Annotated in this window: 17 protein-coding genes; 16 read left to right on the plus strand and 1 reads right to left on the minus strand. The window is 30.5% G+C overall.

All coding sequences use genetic code 11. From position 1 onward, the window contains the following. The first annotated feature begins 144 nt into the window (after window positions 1–144). Window positions 145–1,023: a glycine--tRNA ligase subunit alpha gene (gene glyQ, locus KGF38_RS11515; RefSeq protein WP_021385338.1), complete on the plus strand. Its 879-nt coding sequence runs from the start codon at window positions 145–147 to the stop codon at window positions 1,021–1,023. After that, window positions 1,023–3,089 (plus strand): glycine--tRNA ligase subunit beta, encoded by a 2,067-nt coding sequence (gene glyS, locus KGF38_RS11520; protein ID WP_054271044.1) that lies wholly within the window; start codon window positions 1,023–1,025, stop codon window positions 3,087–3,089. The genes glyQ and glyS overlap by 1 nt, the downstream gene beginning before the upstream one ends. Before the next feature lie 72 nt (window positions 3,090–3,161). Here the strand turns inward: glyS and KGF38_RS11525 are convergent, their stop codons facing one another. Further along, window positions 3,162–4,709 carry a nitrite/sulfite reductase gene (locus tag KGF38_RS11525; protein ID WP_227832378.1) on the minus strand — a complete coding sequence of 516 codons (1,548 nt, stop codon included), beginning with the start codon at window positions 4,707–4,709 and terminating at the stop codon, window positions 3,162–3,164. 282 nt (window positions 4,710–4,991) lie between these two features. Here KGF38_RS11525 and KGF38_RS11530 point away from each other — a divergent pair, with 282 nt between their 5' ends. The 14 genes from KGF38_RS11530 (at window position 4,992) to KGF38_RS11595 (ending at window position 19,566) form a co-directional block, all read left to right on the plus strand. Continuing rightward, the gene (locus KGF38_RS11530) at window positions 4,992–5,759 is read left to right on the plus strand and encodes an IclR family transcriptional regulator (protein WP_054271042.1); all 768 of its coding nucleotides are present in this window, start codon (window positions 4,992–4,994) and stop codon (window positions 5,757–5,759) included. Between the two features lie 285 nt (window positions 5,760–6,044). Next, complete coding sequence (locus KGF38_RS11535) at window positions 6,045–6,242, plus strand: 4Fe-4S binding protein (RefSeq protein WP_003416663.1); 198 nt, start codon at window positions 6,045–6,047, stop codon at window positions 6,240–6,242. A gap of 29 nt (window positions 6,243–6,271) precedes the next feature. Next, a complete protein-coding gene (vorB, locus tag KGF38_RS11540) occupies window positions 6,272–7,348 on the plus strand; it encodes a 3-methyl-2-oxobutanoate dehydrogenase subunit VorB (RefSeq protein WP_054271041.1) in 1,077 nt (358 codons plus the stop codon). Window positions 7,349–7,350: 2 nt separating this feature from the next. Next, window positions 7,351–8,070, plus strand: a complete 720-nt coding sequence (locus tag KGF38_RS11545; protein WP_054271040.1) for a thiamine pyrophosphate-dependent enzyme — start codon at window positions 7,351–7,353, stop codon at window positions 8,068–8,070. Between the two features lie 12 nt (window positions 8,071–8,082). Continuing rightward, the gene (locus KGF38_RS11550) at window positions 8,083–8,622 is read left to right on the plus strand and encodes a 2-oxoacid:acceptor oxidoreductase family protein (RefSeq protein ID WP_227832380.1); all 540 of its coding nucleotides are present in this window, start codon (window positions 8,083–8,085) and stop codon (window positions 8,620–8,622) included. A 156-nt stretch (window positions 8,623–8,778) separates the two neighbouring features. Then, the gene (gene buk, locus KGF38_RS11555; protein WP_227832382.1) at window positions 8,779–9,837 is read left to right on the plus strand and encodes a butyrate kinase; all 1,059 of its coding nucleotides are present in this window, start codon (window positions 8,779–8,781) and stop codon (window positions 9,835–9,837) included. A 17-nt stretch (window positions 9,838–9,854) separates the two neighbouring features. Continuing rightward, the gene (locus tag KGF38_RS11560) at window positions 9,855–10,748 is read left to right on the plus strand and encodes a bifunctional enoyl-CoA hydratase/phosphate acetyltransferase (RefSeq protein ID WP_054271037.1); all 894 of its coding nucleotides are present in this window, start codon (window positions 9,855–9,857) and stop codon (window positions 10,746–10,748) included. Between the two features lie 29 nt (window positions 10,749–10,777). Continuing rightward, window positions 10,778–11,986: a PLP-dependent aminotransferase family protein gene (locus KGF38_RS11565; RefSeq protein WP_054277173.1), complete on the plus strand. Its 1,209-nt coding sequence runs from the start codon at window positions 10,778–10,780 to the stop codon at window positions 11,984–11,986. A gap of 23 nt (window positions 11,987–12,009) precedes the next feature. Next, window positions 12,010–13,272, plus strand: a complete 1,263-nt coding sequence (locus KGF38_RS11570; protein WP_054271035.1) for an MFS transporter — start codon at window positions 12,010–12,012, stop codon at window positions 13,270–13,272. Window positions 13,273–13,847: 575 nt separating this feature from the next. Next, window positions 13,848–15,311: an alanine/glycine:cation symporter family protein gene (locus tag KGF38_RS11575; protein WP_054271034.1), complete on the plus strand. Its 1,464-nt coding sequence runs from the start codon at window positions 13,848–13,850 to the stop codon at window positions 15,309–15,311. Between the two features lie 401 nt (window positions 15,312–15,712). Beyond that, window positions 15,713–16,852 (plus strand): M20 family metallopeptidase, encoded by a 1,140-nt coding sequence (locus KGF38_RS11580; RefSeq protein ID WP_219672996.1) that lies wholly within the window; start codon window positions 15,713–15,715, stop codon window positions 16,850–16,852. Window positions 16,853–16,876: 24 nt separating this feature from the next. After that, window positions 16,877–18,295 (plus strand): YfcC family protein, encoded by a 1,419-nt coding sequence (locus KGF38_RS11585; RefSeq protein WP_054271032.1) that lies wholly within the window; start codon window positions 16,877–16,879, stop codon window positions 18,293–18,295. Between the two features lie 245 nt (window positions 18,296–18,540). Continuing rightward, complete coding sequence (locus tag KGF38_RS11590; protein ID WP_054271031.1) at window positions 18,541–18,948, plus strand: MerR family transcriptional regulator; 408 nt, start codon at window positions 18,541–18,543, stop codon at window positions 18,946–18,948. Between the two features lie 66 nt (window positions 18,949–19,014). Further along, complete coding sequence (locus tag KGF38_RS11595; protein ID WP_219672993.1) at window positions 19,015–19,566, plus strand: flavin reductase family protein; 552 nt, start codon at window positions 19,015–19,017, stop codon at window positions 19,564–19,566. Window position 19,567 lies beyond the last annotated feature (1 nt).

Below are 19,567 nucleotides of genomic sequence, written 5' to 3' on the forward strand. Positions count from 1 at the left end.
TAAAAAATGAAGAGAAGATAATTATAAGAATTATCACTAACATTGACAAATTTTATAGAATTTGATATTCTAAAAGTTGTAGAAGAACTATTAAAATAGCCTTTCGTGTAGACGAGAGGCTTTATTGTTATAGGAGGGATTTTTATGAATTTTCAAGAGATGATACTAGCGTTGCAAAAATACTGGTCAAAGCAAGGTTGTATCATGATGCAACCTTATGATATTGAAAAAGGTGCAGGAACTATGAATCCAAATACTTTTTTAAGATCACTAGGACCTGAGCCTTGGCAAGTATGTTATGTAGAACCTTCAAGAAGACCAGCAGATGGAAGATATGGTGAAAACCCAAACAGGCTATATCAACATCACCAGTTCCAAGTTATATTAAAGCCATCTCCAGATAATATACAAGAGTTGTATTTGGAAAGTTTAAAAGAAATTGGAATTGACCCAAGTGAGCATGATATAAGATTTGTTGAAGACAACTGGGAAGCTGCTACAGTTGGTGCATGGGGACTTGGATGGGAAGTTTGGCTAGATGGTATGGAAATAACACAATTTACGTATTTCCAACAAGTAGGTAATATTGAATGTGAGCTTGAGACAGGAGAAATTACATATGGATTAGAAAGATTAGCTATGTACATTCAAGAAGTTGATAGTGTTTATGATTTAAAATGGAATGATAAAATAACTTATGGTGAAGTATTTAATAAAGCTGAGTATGAAAACTCAATGTATGCGTTTGAATTATGTGATGCAGATATGCTGTTTAATCTGTTTGATATATATGAAAAAGAAGCATTAAGACTTATGGAAAAAGGACTTGTAATACCTTCATATGATTATGTATTAAAATGCTCTCATGCATTTAATACATTGGATGCAAGAGGCGCAATAGGTGTTAGTCAAAGAGCATCATTTATAGGTAGAGTTAGAAATATGGCAAAGACTGTTGCAGAAACTTTTGTAAAACAAAGAGAAGAAATGGGATTCCCTCTTTTAAAGGACGGTGACAAATAATGAAAAATTATCTTTTATTTGAAATCGGTGTTGAAGAAATGCCATCTAGATTTGTAGGCAGCACACTAGAACAATTAAAAAACAATCTTAACAAATTATTTGATGAAAATAGAATATCTTTTGACAAAATAAGTGCATATGGTACACCAAGAAGACTGACTTTGGTAGTTGAAGGATTGAGTGATAAACAGAGTGACTTAGAAGAAGAAATAAAAGGTCCTGCTAAAAAAATTGCTGTTGATGCGGAAAATAATTTAACAAAGCCAGCATTAGGATTTATAAAAAGCAAAGGATTAAGTGAGTCTGATATATACTTTAAACAAGTTGGTAAAGATGAATATATATTTGCAACTATAAAACAAGATGGAAAAGAGACTTCAGAAGTATTAAAAGATATATTACCAGAGACTATAAAATCTGTAGTATTCCCAAAAGCTATGCGTTGGGGAGGTAAAAATCTTAAATTTGCAAGACCTATAAGATGGATAGTTACATTGTTGAATGACAAGGTATTAGAGTTTGACTTAGAAGGAATAATATCTTCTAATATAACAAAAGGTCATAGATTCTTAGGAGAAAGTACAATAGAAGTAAATTCTATAGAAGACTATCTTGAAAAATTAGAAAAAAATTATATAGTTTTAGACCAAAATAAGAGAAAAGAAATTATAAGAAAACAATGTATAGAAGTTGCAAATTCTTTAGGTGGAGAAGTTGAATTTGATGAAGATTTACTTGAAGAAGTAACTTACTTAGTTGAGTATCCAACTGCTTTTTATGGAGAATTTGATACAGATTATATAAAATTACCAAAAGAAGTTGTTATAACTCCTATGAAACAACATCAAAGATATTTCCCAGTGCTTAAAGATGGAAAACTGTTACCTAACTTTATAGCTGTTAGAAATGGTGATTCTTACAGAATAGATAATGTTAAAGCTGGAAACGAAAAGGTTTTAGAAGCAAGACTTGCAGATGCTTTATTTTTCTATAGAGAAGATACTAAGAGAAACTTAGAAAGCTACATAGAAAAATTAAAAACTGTTGTATTCCAAGTAAAACTAGGAACTATTTATGATAAAACTTTAAGACTTGAAAAATTAAGTGCTGATATACTTGATAGTTTAGGTTTAGTAGATGAAAAGACAGACGCTATAAGAGCTGCTAAGTTATGTAAGGCAGATTTAGTTACTGGAATGGTAGGAGAATTTGACGAATTACAAGGTTTTATGGGAAAAGAATATGCAAAAGTTGGAGGAGAGAATGATGTTGTAAGCGAAGCTATTTTTGAACATTATCTTCCAAGATTTGCAGGAGATATACTTCCTAAAACTAATGCTGGGGTTGCATTATCAATAGCTGATAAGTTGGATTCAATAGCAGGTTTCTTTGCTATAGGGATACAACCAACAGGTTCTCAAGACCCATATGCTTTAAGAAGACAAGCTTTAGGTATACTTAGTATACTAATGGATAGAAAAGTTGCTGTAGATATAAAAGTGCTTATTGAACATGCTTTAGATAATTATTCTGATTTAGATTTTAATAAAGAAGAAGTTGTTGAACAAATAATGAATTTCTTCAATGAGAGAGTGAAAAATCTGTTTAAAGATTTAGGTATAAGATATGATGTTGTTGATGCTGTATTAAGTTCTGATATAAATGATGTTTCTGATATGCATATGAGAGCTTTAGAGCTTAATAATTGGTTAGAAAAAGATGAGTTAGTGGAAATGCTTACTGCATTTAATAGAGTTTCTACTTTAGCTCAAAAATCAGATTGTGATAAAGTTGACGAAATGTTATTAAAAGAAGATGCAGAAATCAAACTTTACAATGAGTTTAAACAAGTAAAAGTAAAAGTTAAGGAATTATTGAAAGATAAGAAATATGGTGTTGCTTTGGATGAATTTGCATCTTTAAGACCAGTAGTTGATAACTTATTTGATTCAGTTATGGTTATGGATAATGATGAAGCTATTAAGAATAATAGACTTGGTTTACTTAAACAAATATATGATACTATGTTAGAGATTTGTGATTTATCTAAAATAGTTTATAAATAAGAAAACTTAAATTACTTATAAAAAATGAGATAGCTTATAGCTATCTCATTTTTTATAAGCAAACATAATAAATTATATCTTATACTTATCAGTTATTTTATTTAAAATATCACTATTAGAATTTATCCACTCATAAAAATCTCCTGAAGAAACTTCAGATATTTTATAAAGCATTTCAGGAATATCACTAGCTTTAAAATCACCTATAGATTTTCCTAATTTAGTTTTACCTATCTCAAAACTGCCTCCAACAAACAATTCAAATGCATCTGTAGATACACCATCAACACTCTTCTTTTTACCACATAAACCGATACTACCAACTTGATGAACACCACATGAATTTAAGCATCCTGAGATATATAATTTAGGAGCTTTATTTAAAATTTCTTCATTATTTTGCAATCTAAAGTAATCTATGATTTCATGTAACATTTTCTGACTGTTTTGTATACCCATTTGACATATTGGAACACCTATACAGGAGATACTTTGTTCTAGTTGAGAATTACAACTAATAGTCTTACTTATTTCCAATATTTTTTTTGCTTCATTTCCATTTAAATTTAAGATGTATAATCCCTCTGTCATTCCTAGTCTAATCATAGGAGATTCAATAATGTCTAATTCTTGAAGTAAAATACTTAAATCCTTTGTCGATAAGATACCCCCAACAGGATGTATATATACAGTGTATAAACCATCTTGTTTTTGAGGTATCAATCTAGAATCCTGAACATCTATTTTAACACCAGGCTTTGAGTAATCTATTTCTTCAACATTGAGTTCAAGGTTACCTTTTTCTTTTTCTACTTTATAATATTCTTTAAACTTCTCTAAAAATAACTCCTCACCAAGTGTTTCGACCATATATCTAACCCTAGCTTTATTTTTATTTTCATAATTACCATAAGCCATAAAAAACTTAATCATACCTTCAACACAGTATAGTGCATCTGTAGGTTTTATAAGTTCACCAAGCTCTAAAGCGACCTTAGGTTGTTTACCTAAACCTCCACCTAAGAAAACTCTAAAATATGGTTTACCATCTTTTAAAGTAGCCACAAATCCTAAATCTTGTATGCTACAATGAGCAGCATCTGTATAGCAACTAGAATAAGAAACCTTTAATTTTCTAGGTAAATTATATGTAGTAGCATTTTTGATAAAATATTTATCAGTAGCAACTGCATATGGAGTAACATCAAAGGCTTCATCAGGGTCAACTCCCGATAGTGGAGATAATCCGACATTTCTAGGATAATTACCACCACCACCTCTAGTAAAGATGTCGTTTTTTATTCCTTGTTCCATAACATCAACAATGGAGTCTATAGACAAATCATGTAGTTGTATAGCTTGTCTAGTTGTTAAGTGTATTTTATTTAAGTCATTCTTAACAGCCATTTCGTAAATTTTATTAAGTTGATATTTGGATAAAACTCCAGCAGATACTCTAAGCCTTATCATAAAAGACTTTTTGTCCCTTTGAGCATAAACTCCATATCCACCAGAAAAGCCTTTGTATTGCATTTTATTTATCTCTTCATTTAAGAACTTCAAAGAATATTCTTTAAAGTTGGGTAGTTCATTTAACAATCTTTTCTTAAAATTATCCATTGTCACACCTCGTTATTAGTCTTGTATAAAACTGAATCTATTGTATAATAGAGATATATATTATTATTATCTAGATAGGATGAAAATATAACAGTACAATATCATTCAGAGAAAAAATAAGGAAGACATAGCAAGTATTTTGTTTTTATTTTATAAAATAAGTATAATATTTTTGTTTTATAAAATATAATTAAGATAAATAGATAATTTTGTAATTTTAATATATAATATTTAGTAGAGTGTTGAAGTAGCACTTAATATTCGCAGGAGGAGTATTTGTATATGGGAGAAATAATAAATGCATTAGATAGAGCCCTAGACATAATTTTGCTATTGTATCATGAAAAGAGAGAAATGGGAATAACTGAAATAAGTAAAGCTATGGGAGTATATAAAAGTACTGTACATAGAACTTTAGTCACTCTTGAAAACAAGGGTTTTGTTATACAAAACACAGAGAATGGTAAGTATTGGCTAGGAATAAATTTATATGCAATAGGTATGGTTGTGGGAGAAAAAATGTCATTGAATGAAATAGTAAAACCATATACGAAAAAATTAAATCAAGAATTTAACGAAGTGGTTAATGTATCTATATTAGAAGAAAGAGCTCAAGATTCTCCAAGAAGTATAATAATACATAAAGAATATGGTTCAAATCAACTACTCTCAGTAAATCCATCAGTTGGCTCCAGTAGCGAATGTTATTGTTCAGCAGTTGGAAAATGTCTTATGGCATTTAATGATTCTATAGACTTTGAAAAATATAGAAAGACACCAATACACAAATACACAGAGCATACAATTGATAATTGGGATGATATGATGCTTTTTTTAGCAAAAATAAAAGAACAAGGATATGCCATAGATGATGAAGAATTAGAACATGGGCTAACTTGTATTGGAGCACCTATTTTAGATAAAGATAATAAAGCTATTGCAGCAATAAGTTTATCTGGTCCAACTATAAGAATGAGAGAAGGAGATTTTGAGTATAAAATTAAAAGAGTTATGGAAACTGCAAAAAGTATATCTGAGCTTTTTAGATAATTTTTTAATCGAAACAATAAAAAGAGGTTATATTTAAATTGTTATTTGTGAATATCAGTTTAAATGTGACCTCTTTTTATTTAATCAAAAATTAAATATTCTTAAAATTTAAAATGTTGTTGAAATATATAAGCGAATGTGTTATCTTTTAATTAAGCAATACAAAATAGAACGATGTTCTAAAGTATGGAACAATGCTGAAGCATATATAATGTCTATATAAAATATAAATATTATATATTTAAAATTAAGTAAAAAATATTACATAAAGGGGAGATTTAAGAAATGGAAAAAGTCAAGTTGAGTGTTGAAAGATGTAAGGGGTGTTATCTTTGTATTGAAGCTTGTAAAAAAGATGCAATAAGTCTTTCTGATTACACAAATAAAAAAGGCTTTGTAACTATCAAAGTTGATGAAGAAAAATGCATTCAATGTGGCGCTTGTTATACAATGTGTCCTGATTTAGTATTTGAGATATTATAAAATATATTTTATTGGAGGGGAGAAAAAGTATGCAGAGTTTATTAATTAAGGGAAATGAAGCTTTAGCAGAAGGTGCTATACGTGGTGGCTGTAGATTTTATGCAGGTTATCCAATAACACCACAATCAGAAATATTAGAAATGATGGCATGGAGACAAAAAGAAGTAGGAGGAGTATTTATTCAAGGTGAATCAGAAATAGCCAGTGTAAATATGGTTATGGGAGCGAGTGCACTTGGAGCAAGAGCTATGACTTCTTCATCTGGGCCAGGATTTTCATTAAAACAAGAAGGCATCGCATACTGGGTATCAGCTGGTTTGCCAGCAGTTGTAGCATGTGTACAAAGATATGGTATAGGTGATGGATTTATAGGAGCAGGTCAAGATAACTATTGGCAAGCTGTAAAAGGTGGAGGAAATGGAGATTATCATTTAATTGTATTGGCACCTAATAGTGTTCAAGAAAACATGGATATGGCATATGAGTCTTTTGAGTTAGCTGAGAAATATATGCATCCAGTGCTTATACTTTCTGATGCTACAATAGGTCAAATGGTAGAGCCTTGTATAGCCCCACCAATGAAAGAGTATGATAAAGATAAAGCTCCATGGGCAGCAAAAGGAACTCCTGTAGGAGAAAAAAATAAAGTTATAACTGATATAACATATTTTGAAGACCAAGATACATGGCAAAAAGGCTATATAGAAAAAATGAGAAAAGTTCAAGAAAATGAACAAAGATGGGAAGAAATAGAGATAGAAGATGCTGATGTAGTATTTGTAGCATATGGGATTTCATCAAGAATAGCAGAAGGTGCAGTTAGAGATGCTAGAGCAAAAGGAATAAAATTAGGATTAATAAGACCAAAAACATTGTGGCCTTACCCAAGAAAAGCATTTAAAAAATTGAATGATTCACTAAAAGGTCTTGTAACAGTTGAAATGAACATGATGGCACAAATGAAGGAAGATGTAATTATAGCATGTGATAATAGATTCCCAGTATATTCAGTAGCAACAGCTCAATATATGGCAGAAGTAAATCAATTGATAGATTTTGCTCAACAGATTATAGATGGAAAAGCTAAGCAAGAGGAGGTATTTTAATTATGGCTAAGAAAGCACCAGCAATAATGATGTGTGAAAATATGTTCTGTGGAGGCTGTGGACACTCTATAGTCGATAGAATTATTGGAGAAGTATTAACAGAAATGGATATATGTCAAGATACAATTATATGTTCAGATATAGGTTGTAATCATATGTTTCAATTTAGTATGAATGTAGATGTTGTCGTTCCACCACATGGTAAAATGGGTGCAGCAATGGCAGCTATGAAAAGAGTTAGACCAGATAAATATATATTTACAATAGCTGGAGATGGTGGAGCTTATGCTATAGGGCTTGGGGAAACTATGTCAGCTGCTACTAGAAATGATAATGTTATATTCCTTGTTATGAACAATAATATGTTTGCAATGACAGGTGGTCAAATGGCTCCAACTACTATAGAAGGTCAATATACAGCTTCTACTCCAAATGGTAGAAATTACGCAGATCATGGTTCAACATTTGATGTTGTAAAAGTTATGGGTAATTTAGATATAGCGTATCTAGCAAGAGGAACAATAACTAACCCTAAAGAAATAAATACAACAAAAAGATACATCAAAAAAGCACTAGAAAAACAAAAAGAAAATAAAGGTTTTTGTTTAATAGAAGTACTTGTACCATGCCCAACAAACTGGGGGTTAAAGCCAGTAGATGCTATGAAGAGAATCGAAAATGAACTTGTTCCAAAGTATCCACTTGGAGAATTTATTGATTAGGGAGGAAATGATATGTTAAATGAAATCATATGTGCTGGTTTTGGAGGACAGGGAGTTCTTACAGCAGGAAAAATTATAATGTATGTTGCATATAAAGCAGATAAGAAAATTACATGGTTCCCATCTTACGGAAATGAGATGAGAGGAGGAAGTGCAAATTGTAATGTTGTTGTAAGTGATGAGAAAATTGCAAATCCTTGTGTAAAAAATCCAGATATATTATTAGGAATGAATAGTGTATCAGTAGATAAGTATGAAAGTTTAATGAAAGAAAATGGTTATATGTTTGTCAATGAATCACTAGTAAGTGAGGATAGAAAATATAGAGAAGATATAAATGTTATAAAAGCACCTGTTACTGAAATCGCACAAAATTTAGGTAATGAAAAAGCTGCTAATATTTGTATGTTAGGTGTTATGGTAAAAAATTTAGATTTATTTACAAAGGAAGAATTTGAAAAGGGTATGTGCGAATACTTTGAAAATCAAGGAAAAGGCAAGTTTAATGCCAAAAACATAGAAGCATTTGAAGCTGGGTATGATTATAAGTGAATATTTTAAATATTTAAAATAATTATTGAAATACTTATTTTTATATGTTAGTATTTAATTAATAAAATATAGAACGTCGTTCTGAGTAGTAGGACGTAACTTTTTAAAACGAAATATCAGAACGATGTTCTACATAGTGAAACTGGGGGTGTTAAATTGAAAGTTTTAGTAATAAATCCTGGTGGTACATCTACAAAGATTTCTGTTTTCCAAGATGAAAATGAAGTTTTGAAAAAAAATATAACTCATACAAGAGAGGATTTAAAAAAATTTTCTAAAGTATTTGATGAATATGACTATAGAAAACAATTAATAGTGGATATCTTAAGTAGCGAGAATCATAGTATAAATTCTTTTGATGCAGTAGTTGGACGTGGTGGACTTATGAAAGCTATAAAAGGCGGCACTTATACTGTTAGTGAAGAAATGATTGAGGATATGAGAAATGAGATAAATGGAGAACATGCCTCTAATCTAGGTGCATTATTGGCTAAGACTATAGCAGATGAAATAGGAGTACAATCATTTGTAGTAGATCCAGTTTCTGTAGATGAGTTTGATGATGTATCAAGGATTACAGGAATTTCAGACATAGAAAAAGCTAGTTGGTTACATGCATTAAACCATAAAGCTGTTTCAAGAAAAATTGCACAAAAACTAGGTGGAAAATACGAGGATTATAACTTTATTGTAGCCCATCTAGGTTCAGGGATATCAATTGTAGCACATAAACAAGGGAAAATGATTGATGGAAGTGGTGGAAGGTCTGATGGTCCATTTTCTCCAGAAAGAAGTGGTGGATTACTTGCATATCCTCTTGTAGAATTGTGTTACTCTGGAAAATATACTCATGATGAAATGGTCGCAAAAGTAAGTTCAATTGGAGGAATGTACGATTACTTAGGAACTAAGGATATGATAGAAATTGAGAATAGAATTAATGATGGTGATAAAAAGGCAAAACTTATAATGGATGCATTTATTTATCAAATAGCAAAAGAAATATCTATGTATGGAGCTTCACTTTCAGGGAATGTAGATAGAATTATTTTAACTGGGGGGATATCACATTCGGAAATGGTAGTTAAAGGAGTAATAGAAAAAGTTTCATATTTGGCACCAGTAGAAATAGTTCCAGGAGAAATGGAAATGGAAGCACTTGCTCTTGGAGCACTTAGAGTACTTAAAGGAGAAGAAATAGCAAAAACTTATTAATATTTAGGAGAGAGAGTATGTTAAAAGATTTTAATAATTTATTAGAAGAGGCTAAAAAGCTTGAACCTGTTATTGTAAGTGTTGCTGTTGCAGAAGATAAAGAAGTATTAAAGGCTGTAAAATCAGCAACAGATTTAAATATTATAAAGCCAATTCTTGTAGGAGACAAGGATAAAATAGAAAATATATCAAAAGAAATTGGATTAAAAGGTCACGAAATAATAGGATGTCAAAATCCTGATGAATCAGTTAAAAAAGCTGTAGAGATAGTTAAGAATAAAGAGGCTAAAGTTCTTATGAAGGGATTAGTTAATACGAGTGTCTATATGAGAGCTATATTAAATAAAGAAACAGGTCTTAGAACAGGGAGATTATTGAGTTTACTTGCAGTATATGAATTACCTCAATATCACAAACTTCTTTATTGCACTGATAGTGGTATAAATGTATCACCAAATTTAAATCAAAAAAAAGATATAATGATAAATGCACTTCTTACTATGAAGAGTATAGGCATGGAAAATCCTAAAACTGCTATACTTACTGCAAATGAAATGGTAGATCATAAAATACAATCTACAGTAGATGCAAACCTACTTGTAGAAATGGAAAAATCAGGAGAAATACCAAAATGTATAGCAGAGGGTCCGATAGCATTTGATGTGGCATTTGATGCACATGCAGCAGAACATAAAGGTATTAAAAGTAATATAGCTGGTGATGTTGATTTGCTAGTATTTCCAAATATAGAAGCAGGGAATATATTAGGAAAATCATGGCTTAGATTTAATCAAGCTAAGTGGGCTGGTATAGTTTTAGGAGCAACAAATCCAATAATTTTAGGTTCACGTTCTGATACAGCTGAAATTAAAATAAATTCAATAGCATTAGCATGCTTAGCGTCACAATAAGAAATTATTATTAAGGAGGAGAAAGTATTATGAAATATGCAAAAAGAATGGATATGGTAAAAGCTTCAGCTATAAGAGCTTCTCAAAAGAAAATAGCTCAGAAGGTGGCAAGTGGTGGTACTGTTATATCTTTTGCTGCAGGACTTCCTGACCCAAACTTATTTCCAATAGAAGAGATAAGTGAAGTAACTCAAAAAGTACTTAGTGAAAGAGGCAAATTTGCTTTAGCATATGGACCTACTAAAGGTGAAGATGAGTTATTGGAGTTATTAGTAAAAAGAATGAAGGAAGAAGAAAATATTGATACAAAAGCAGAAAATATCATAATAACTACTGGCTCACAACAAGGTATATCTCTTAGTGCTATGATTTTATTAGAAAAAGGAGACATAGTAGTTACAGAAAATCCAAGTTACTTAGGTGCAATAAATGCATTTAGACCTTATGAATGTGATTTTTTAGGAGTAGATACTGATGATGAAGGAATGGTAACAGATGATTTGGATAAATTATTATCTGAAAATTCTAACATAAAGGTAATCTATGTAATACCAACATTTCAAAATCCTACAGGAAAAACATGGTCTTTACAAAGAAGAAAAGATTTTATGGAAGTCGTGAATAAGTATGATGTCATAGTAATAGAAGATAATCCTTATGGAGAAATAAGATTTACACCAGAGCCTCTACCTACACTTAAATCTCTTGATACTAAAGATAAAGTATTATACTTAGGTTCATTTTCAAAAGTATTATGTCCAGGGTTTAGAGTTGCTTGGATGTGTGGTAATGTAGACATCATAGATAAAGCAGAACTTTTAAAACAAGGTATAGATTTACAATCAAATCAATTTTCTCAAGTACAAGTAATAGAATTCTTAAAGAAATATAATTTAAATGAACATATAGAAAAAATAAGAGCTGAGTACAAAAAAAGATGTTTATTGATGTTAGATGCTATGAAAAAACATTTTCCAGAAGAAGCTAAATATACAGAGCCAGATGGAGGAATGTTTATATGGGTTGAGCTTCCTGAAAACATAAATGTAGATGATTTACTAGACAAAGCTATTGATGCTGGAGTTGCATACGTTTCTGGAGAGTCATTCTTTGCAAATAATGGACCAAAGAACACTATGAGACTTAACTATACAACTATGTCAGAAGAACAAATAGTTAATGGAATTCAAATACTTGCAGAAGTTATAAAAAAAGAACTCAATTATGCTTGTGAATAAATATAAAAAGTGAGGGCTTAAATATGGGAGAAAAAGGGAACGGTATAAAGTTTGGAAAGTTAATGTTTCAACTTGTTATTATAGCAATATCTTGGGAATTAGTTTATATTATACCATTTATCCAATATACATTATATGATCCAATCTTAAAAGCATTAGAGTGTACAAATACTCAACTAGGTTTTCTACTTACGATTTATGGATTAGGGAATATATTTGGAGCTCCTATAGGGGGTTGGTTAGCAGATAGATTTGATTATAGAAAGATAATTTTAGGTTCTATATTTCTTAATGGATTAGTATCATTTGCATTTGCATTTAACATGAACTATCCGTTTGCAGTTGCAACTTGGGTAGGTTGTGCAATCACATCATTAGTTATGAACTATCCTTCTATGGTAAAAATACTTAGAGTTATAGGAAAAGATAATCAAGGTAAAGTTTATGGATTCAATGAAGCTATGGTTGGAGTTTCTGGCGTAGTAATGGGAGCAATATTCTTATATATTTATACATGCTTTTCAACTCCTGTATTGGGTATGAGATGGGTAATGATATCTTTAGGAATATTATCAATAGTAATGTGTCCAGTATTATGGTTTGTAATTAAAGATGTAGATATCAGAGAAGACAAAGAAGAAGAAGCAAGTGAAAAAATGTCTGCTGGTGATTTTATGACAGTACTAAAATCACCAAACACTTGGCTAGTAGGAATAAGCATATTCTGTGTATATTCATTCACAGTTACAATGTCTTATTTTACACCATATATAACATCAGTACTTGGAGGTTCTGTGGCATTGTCTGGGGCATTAGCAATAATAAGACAACATGGTCTAAAATTGTTTGGAGCACCATTTGGAGGATATTGTGCAGATAAAGTAAAATCACCTACAAAAGTACTACTACCAATATATGTATTTGGTATAGCAGTAATAGTTTTATTCCTAGTATTACCTGCATCTACTCCAATGACTATATTTATAGCTTTGACATTTGTAGTAGGCATATTAGGTTACATGGGAAAAGGTATATACTATGCAGTTCAAGATGAAGTAAAAGTTCCAGTTAAATATTCAGCAACTACTATAGGTATAGCAGCAGCTTTAGGATTTTCACCAGATGTATTCCAATTTGCATTAATAGGACACTGGATAGATACTTATGGTAATAAAGGTTACACATATACATTTATATTCCAGATAGCAATTCTAATAATTGGTATACTATCTTGTTTATATATATTAAAAGTTAAGAAGAAAAGAGAAAGTAAGTTAGAAGCATAAATATTGTAAAAATACCAAATTATTAAGTTTTATAGCAATACTTAAAATTTAAAGTGCAACACACCAAAATGTTATCAAGTTTTCTAGGTTTTAGTATAAAGTTACCCCTAAAGGTCTGGAATTGAGTAGCAATTATCATCTATTTATATATTTACATAAACCTATTTAATTTAAATTAAAAGAATTTTAAAAATAGGTGGTAATTGTACTCAATTTTACACCTCATAATAAATACGAAAATTTAAAATCTAACTATATACTATTCAATTATATATTAATAATTGTATATGGTACTATTTATATAGTAACAGTTTCAGGCTTTTCATTACATGTATTCCAATTTATATTGTTTGATTACTTGTCAAATACATATCGTTAAAAAGTTTATAAATTTACGTTTATATATCGATTAATATTCTTTGTTTTAGAAATAGATACTTATAGTTTTTGGATTAAAAATAATATAAATAGAAGATAGATTTTTTAGATATATTTAGTTGAAGATTATATAGAATGTTGAAACATAGCTATTTAAATTATTGTCTATAAATATAAAATGAATGGTGGTGAGTTAAGTGACCGATTTAGTTAACACCATTAATGGAATTGTTTGGTCACCTGTATTAGTTGCAATGTGTTTGTGTATAGGATTATATTTTTCAATGAAATTAAGATTTTTTCAAATAAAAGATGTAAAAGAAATGTTTACTCTTTTGCTTGAAGGAGATAGCTCTCATGTTGGAATATCTTCTTTCCAAGGTTTTGCTACATCTATGGCAGGAAGGATAGGAACTGGAAATATAGCTGGTGTAGCTGTAGCGATAGCAATGGGAGGACCAGGAGCATTAGTGTGGATGTGCATAATGGCTACATTAGGGTCGGCAACTGCATTTGTAGAATCTACTTTAGCTCAGATATATAAAGATGAGCATGATGGACAGTACAGAGGAGGTCCTCCATATTACTTTGAAAAAGGTCTTGGTTGGAAAAAATGTTCAATTTTATTTTCAGTGGTTGCAATCATAAGTTATACATTTTTTATGCCTGGCACACAATCAAATACTCTATATCTAGCAATGAATCAAGCATTTGGATTTTCAAAAATGACAATAGCAGTTACATCTTCTATTGCACTAGGTATAATAATTTTTGGAGGAATTAAAAGAATTGGTTTATTTGCTGAGAAAGTAGTACCTATAATGGGTGGAGCATATCTTATTATGACATTGGTAATAATCATAGCAAATATAAATCTAGTTCCAGGAGCTATTATGACAATGTTTAAATCTGCATTTGGATTTGGTTCGGTTTTTGGAGGGATGTTAGGTTCAGCAATATCTTGGGGAGTAAAAAGAGGTATATACTCAAATGAAGCGGGAGAAGGTTCTGGAACTTATGGTGCAGCAGCAGCAGAAGTGAGTCATCCAGCCAAACAAGGATTAGTCCAAGCTTTTTCTGTTTATGTAGACACACTATTAATATGTATGGCTACAGGTATTATGATTATAATAACAGGAATGTATAATGTTACAGATGTTTACACAACATTACCAGGTGTAGAACCAGGTCCACAATATGTACAGAGTGCAATAAATACATTACATCCTCAATTAGGTGATATTTTTATAGCAATAGTTTTACTACTATTTACATTTACAACATTATTAGCCTTCTCATACATGATGGAGACCAACGTATCTTACTTAGTGACTAGAATTAAGGCAGAAAAACATGAAAAGCACATAATTAATGTCTGTAGATTTATGCTTATAATATGTGCAGCAATGTGTTGCTTTATAGAACCACTTACAAGTTGGGCACTTGGTGATATATGTATAGGTGTATTAACATATATAAACTTAGTTGGTATATTTACACTAAAAAAACCAGCTATAAAAGCATATTACGATTATCAAAGGCAGAAAAAGATGGGAGTAAAAAGGAGCGATAGAACTTTTAATCCTATAGAATTAGATATAAAAAATGCTGAATTTTGGGAAAGTAAATACATAAAAGAAAATAAACATGAGTTAAATTAAAGATATTTTACAGAGTCCTATACATGTTTTATTTAATTATTTATAATAAAAATTAAATATGAACTTAATATTATGCATGCGAGAAAAACTGAAATTTAAAGTAAATCTATTTAAACTTTTAAATTATTGAAGATTACTTTATGAATTTGAAATATAGAGTATTTATATTTAAAACTGTTATTTTGGATAGTAGTATATAGTAAGATTATTTATTTTAATAGATAGAAAGATATTTGGATATTCATTGTGTGATTAGATTTTACAGTAACATTATCACTAAATTTTATAAGAAATCTAATAATATTGTTACTGCAGATAGATTATAAGTTCAATATAGTAAATCAAAGTTTATAATAGGATAAAAGAATTAATAAATAAATTTAGTGGGAGGTAAGATTGATATGAAGGAAAAAATAACACAAGTGGCGGATTTAAAGAAAGAAAAAATTTTAGGTCTATGTCAATCTTTATATGATGAGCCAGAGATTGCCTTACAAGAATACAAGTCTGCTAAAAAAATAGCAGAATTTCTAAGAGAAGAAGGTTTTGAGGTTGAGGAAAACTTGGCAGGTATGGCAACAGCTTTCAAAGCAACTAAGAAAAATGGCGATGGTCCAAGAATAGCATTTATAGCAGAATACGATGCTCTTCCAGGCAATGGTCATGCATGTGGCCATCATTTGATAGCTTCCATGGGAGTTGGAGCTGGATTAGCTCTTGCAAGTATACTAGATACTTACAAAGGAGAGGTAAGTATAATTGGGACACCAGCTGAAGAAACTGGAGATGGAAAACCTTACTTAATAGAACATGGAGTATTTGATGGATATGATGCAGCAATGATGATACATCCAAATTCAAAAACATGTGTAACGCCAGAAATTATAGCAATAGGGGGATTAGATTTCATATTTACTGGAAAAGCATCTCATGCAGGAGCTAAGCCATATAATGGAATAAATGCTTTGGATGCAGTAGTATTATTATATAATAATGTGAATGCATTGAGACAACAATTGGTAGATGGAACTAGAATACATGGTATCATACTAGAAGCAGGAACTGCTGCAAATGTAATACCTGACATGGGAAAAGTAAGACTAGAAATACGAGCAAAAGAGCAAGACTACTTTGATGAGGTAGTTGAAAAAGTAAAAAATTGTGCTAGAGGAGCTGCAATAGCTACTGGCTGTGAACTTGAGTTTTACCATTTTGAGCCAACTTGCCAAGGCTTAAATGCAAACAAGGTTTTAACAGGTATCTTTACAAATATTATGGAGGAGTTTGGTATATATAATGACGATGAACAAGTATTATTAGGTTCAACAGATATGGGAAATCTAAGTCAAATGATACCATGTATACACCCTTTAATGAAATTCTCAGAAAATTGTGAAGAGCTACATACAAAGGAATTTTTGAAAGCTTCTATGAATCCATATGCAAAAAACAGAGTGATTGATGGTATAAAGATATTAGCTTTAACAGGCTTTAGTTTATTTGAAAACCCAGACTTAATTAAAAAGATGAAAGAAGAGTAGACTTTAGATAAAGGGGATTTTGCTATGACTAATAAAACTGAAGGCAAAAAGAGAAAATTATCATTCCCAGATGCATATGTTTTGATGATAGGTCTCATAATATTTGCAGCTATAATGACCTATATTGTTCCTTCTGGAACATATAATAGAGTTGAAGATTTAACTACTGGAAATATGCTTGTGCAAGCAGGAAGTTTTAAATATGGAGAACAACATCCAGTCAGTATAATGGATGTATTTAGAGCTATACCAAGTGGGCTTGGGAAAAATTCTGTAACAGTTTTCTTTGTGCTTATTATTGGAGGTGCATTTGGTATAGTAAATTCTACTGGCTCACTAGATGCTTTAATTGGAAGAGTTATTTCTAAAAGTCAAGGAAGCAAAAAAGGCGAGATTATAATTACCTGCTTAGTATTGACTTTTGGTTTAGCTGGTGGAGTGGTAGGTATGTATGAAGAATGTATTGCATTCTTGCCTATATTAATGACTCTGTGTATTGCTTTAGGGTATGATGCTTTAGTTGCTGCAGGTATTTTACTTCTAGGGCTTGCATCGGGTTATGGTTCGGCTACTATTAATCCTTTTACTGTAGGATTGGCGCAAGGTATTTCTGGATTGCCACTTTTTTCAGGAATGTGGTTTAGATGGATATTTTGGATTTGCACCATGATTTTACTTTCAACATACATAATTTTTTATTGTAAAAAAATAAAAAAAGACCCAAGCAAAAGTTTAGTAGCAGATATTGATTATAGTCATTGGCAATTAGATAAGTCTTCCATTAAAGAAAAATTGTCTGCTGGAAATATAAGAGTATTAGTTACATTCTTTGGTGGTATACTTGCTTTGATGATATTGATTGTAAAATTTTCTTTGAGTATGTCAGACTTATCAGCTTATTTCTTTGCTTTAGGAATCTTATGTGGAGTAGTATATGGAATGAGTCCAAATAAAATTGCTTCTGGATTCGTGAAAGGTATGCAAGAAATGGTCTATCCAGCTATTTTGATAGGATTTGCATCTAGTATAGTAGTTATATTAGAACAGGGAGTAATTTTAGATTCAATAGTTCATGGATTGTCATTGGTGTTGAATTATGTTCCTAGAATTTTTAGCGGTGGAGTAATGATGATTATGCAGTCTGTAATCAATTTCTTTATACCTTCAGGCACTGGTCAAGCTATGGTAACAATGCCCCTTATGGCTCCACTTGCAGATGTTATAGGTATACCTAGACAGGTTGCAGTGTTAGCTTACCAAATGGGTGATGGATTTGCAAATGGAATAGTTCCAACACTTGGAGTTCTTATGGCTGGAATATCTATTGCTCATGTGCCTTATACAAGATGGTTTAAATTTGCATCAAAGATAATACTTATGGAGTTAGCTTTAGGGTTTATATTTTTGATGATTGCAGTGCAGATTAATTTAGGTCCTTTTTAAAAAGTTAAAAATATATTTATATAGTTTTAAACTAATATATATTATGATTAAACATATTAAATTAAATTATTTATAATATAGTAAATTACATTTAAATATAGTTTCTAAAACAAAAGGTGAACTCTGTGTAGTTCACCTTTTTAATTTAATTTTCCAATTTGTAAAAAAGTTTTAAAAAAGGCTTGACTTGAAGTTAACTTAAGGTTGTATATTAAAAAAAGATACTTATAAGGAGTGTGATGCTTATGACAATTAAAGAAGCTTCAAAACGTACTGGAATATCAGTAGATAATTTACGTTATTATGAAAGGATAGGATTAATACCACCTATTCCTAAAAATAAGTCTGGAATTCGTGATTATGATGAACGTGCTATTCACTGGATTGAGTTTGTTATGAAGTTTAAGAAAGCAGGAGCTTCTTTAGAAGCTATTATTGAATATGTACGACTTGCATGTTCTGATGATGATACAAAAGAAGTACGTAGAGAAATATTGGTAGAAGTAAAGGAAGATTTGACTACACAGATTAATAAACTTCGAGAATGTTTAGATGTTGTTGAGTATAAAATTGAAAATTACTATAACCTATGTGACCCTGTAACACAAAAAATGGTTAGGGAATGGAAAGAAAAGCACGAATATAAAAAATAATATTTGACCTTAAGTTTGGTTAAGGGAATACAATATAAGAAAATAAAAGAAAAGAGGTAATTATATATGAAAAAGGATTTAGGTTCTATAATAGGATTATATCCTACACCATTGGTAGTTGTTGGAGTAGTAATTGATGAAAGCCCTAACTGGATGTTAGTAGGACATTTAGGTATTATTGGGCATGACCATATTATGATAAGTTTAGCAAAATCACATTATACAAATAAAGGAATTAGAGAAAGTAAAGTACTCTCCATAAATGTTGTAGATGAGTCTATGTTGTCAAAAGCAGATTATGTTGGTTGTGTAAGTGGAAGTAAAATCGATAAATCAAAAGTATTTGAATACGAAATAGGTGATGAAGGAGCTCCACTAATAAAAGAATCAAAACTAAACATGGAATGTTATGTGGATGATATTTATGAAACAAAGGGATTTGAAAGTTTTATATTAAAAATAAGCCACACATATGCAGATGAAGAAATTTTAAATGAAGAAAGCAAAATTGATTATGAAAAACTAAAACCAATTTTATTTGAAATGCCTGGTTATACATATTTAAAAACAGGAAATACAGTTGCTAAATGTATGACATTGAAAAACAAGGGGGAATAGA

It is taken from the genome of Clostridioides sp. ZZV14-6387 (assembly GCF_020657835.1).
Lineage (GTDB): Bacteria > Bacillota > Clostridia > Peptostreptococcales > Peptostreptococcaceae > Clostridioides > Clostridioides difficile_A.

Bases quoted from the DNA above. Each gene is read 5' to 3' on its own strand.
- glyQ (WP_021385338.1), top strand. From the start codon at position 145: ATGAATTTTCAAGAGATGATACTAGCGTTGCAAAAATACTGGTCAAAG.
- glyS (WP_054271044.1), top strand. From the start codon at position 1,023: ATGAAAAATTATCTTTTATTTGAAATCGGTGTTGAAGAAATGCCATCT.
- KGF38_RS11525 (WP_227832378.1), bottom strand. From the start codon at position 4,709: ATGGATAATTTTAAGAAAAGATTGTTAAATGAACTACCCAACTTTAAA.
- KGF38_RS11530 (WP_054271042.1), top strand. From the start codon at position 4,992: ATGGGAGAAATAATAAATGCATTAGATAGAGCCCTAGACATAATTTTG.
- KGF38_RS11535 (WP_003416663.1), top strand. From the start codon at position 6,045: ATGGAAAAAGTCAAGTTGAGTGTTGAAAGATGTAAGGGGTGTTATCTT.
- vorB (WP_054271041.1), top strand. From the start codon at position 6,272: ATGCAGAGTTTATTAATTAAGGGAAATGAAGCTTTAGCAGAAGGTGCT.
- KGF38_RS11545 (WP_054271040.1), top strand. From the start codon at position 7,351: ATGGCTAAGAAAGCACCAGCAATAATGATGTGTGAAAATATGTTCTGT.
- KGF38_RS11550 (WP_227832380.1), top strand. From the start codon at position 8,083: ATGTTAAATGAAATCATATGTGCTGGTTTTGGAGGACAGGGAGTTCTT.
- KGF38_RS11560 (WP_054271037.1), top strand. From the start codon at position 9,855: ATGTTAAAAGATTTTAATAATTTATTAGAAGAGGCTAAAAAGCTTGAA.
- KGF38_RS11565 (WP_054277173.1), top strand. From the start codon at position 10,778: ATGAAATATGCAAAAAGAATGGATATGGTAAAAGCTTCAGCTATAAGA.
- KGF38_RS11570 (WP_054271035.1), top strand. From the start codon at position 12,010: ATGGGAGAAAAAGGGAACGGTATAAAGTTTGGAAAGTTAATGTTTCAA.
- KGF38_RS11580 (WP_219672996.1), top strand. From the start codon at position 15,713: ATGAAGGAAAAAATAACACAAGTGGCGGATTTAAAGAAAGAAAAAATT.
- KGF38_RS11585 (WP_054271032.1), top strand. From the start codon at position 16,877: ATGACTAATAAAACTGAAGGCAAAAAGAGAAAATTATCATTCCCAGAT.
- KGF38_RS11590 (WP_054271031.1), top strand. From the start codon at position 18,541: ATGACAATTAAAGAAGCTTCAAAACGTACTGGAATATCAGTAGATAAT.
- KGF38_RS11595 (WP_219672993.1), top strand. From the start codon at position 19,015: ATGAAAAAGGATTTAGGTTCTATAATAGGATTATATCCTACACCATTG.